The organism is Streptomyces sp. KR55, from assembly GCF_052245645.1.
GTDB classification, from domain to species: domain Bacteria; phylum Actinomycetota; class Actinomycetes; order Streptomycetales; family Streptomycetaceae; genus Streptomyces; species Streptomyces flavusporus.
In genome coordinates, this window is sequence record NZ_JBQQCE010001011.1 from 1 (window position 1) to 609 (window position 609).

The window sequence follows — 609 nt, forward strand, 5'->3', positions numbered from 1 at the left end:
CTACAGCACCCCGCCGTACGGCGAGGTGCTGTAGGGATCGGGGTCGTGCAGGGGCTTCTCGGCAGCGGGCGGGGCGTCCGAGGCCACGCCCGCTGCCGGAACGGAACCCGACCCTTCGGCGGACGCCGGAGCCGCAGACACCGTCCACTCGGCCACCTCCTACGGGCGCCTCAGTTCGAAGTCGCCCTCGGCGGACGCCGCGTAGCTTCGGGCCGCTGCGGAGCGGTCCGGCTCATAACCCCCTCCGGCGTCGCCAAAGGGCGACGCAGGGCCCTGTGTGGGCTTCCCCTCGTTCATGCTCTCCCCACAGCCGGCCGCGGCACGGCTCGTCATTGGTGGCCGCAGTTCGTCGGTTCCGCGCCGGTCGCCATGACGTGGGCGCGGTTCACCCTGGATTCAACCAGGTTCATGCGCCGGGGTGCAGCGGCCGGTCAGCGGGGTGTGGCGGAGGGGGACGAGGACGGGGCGGGGCTCGCGTCGGGACCGGGCGCCGCGAGCAGGCCGGGGGCCGTGATCTCCGGTGCCGTCGACCACGTGGTCAGGGAGATCGGCGGGGCCGTCGAGAGCGGACGTATCAGCGGGGACATCACGGCCGCACCGGCCACCACG

Annotated in this window: 2 protein-coding genes; one reads left to right on the forward strand and one right to left on the reverse strand. The window is 73.6% G+C overall.

The genetic code is table 11. From position 1 onward, the window contains the following. Entirely contained in the window at positions 1–141 is a 141-nt protein-coding gene (locus ACTWQJ_RS52070; RefSeq protein ID WP_443313308.1) for a hypothetical protein, read from the reverse strand. Between the two features lie 267 nt (positions 142–408). Between ACTWQJ_RS52070 and ACTWQJ_RS52075 the strand changes: the two genes are divergently transcribed. Continuing rightward, positions 409–609, forward strand: a 201-nt coding sequence (locus ACTWQJ_RS52075) for a hypothetical protein (protein WP_443313309.1), incomplete at its 3' end; no start/stop codon positions are given.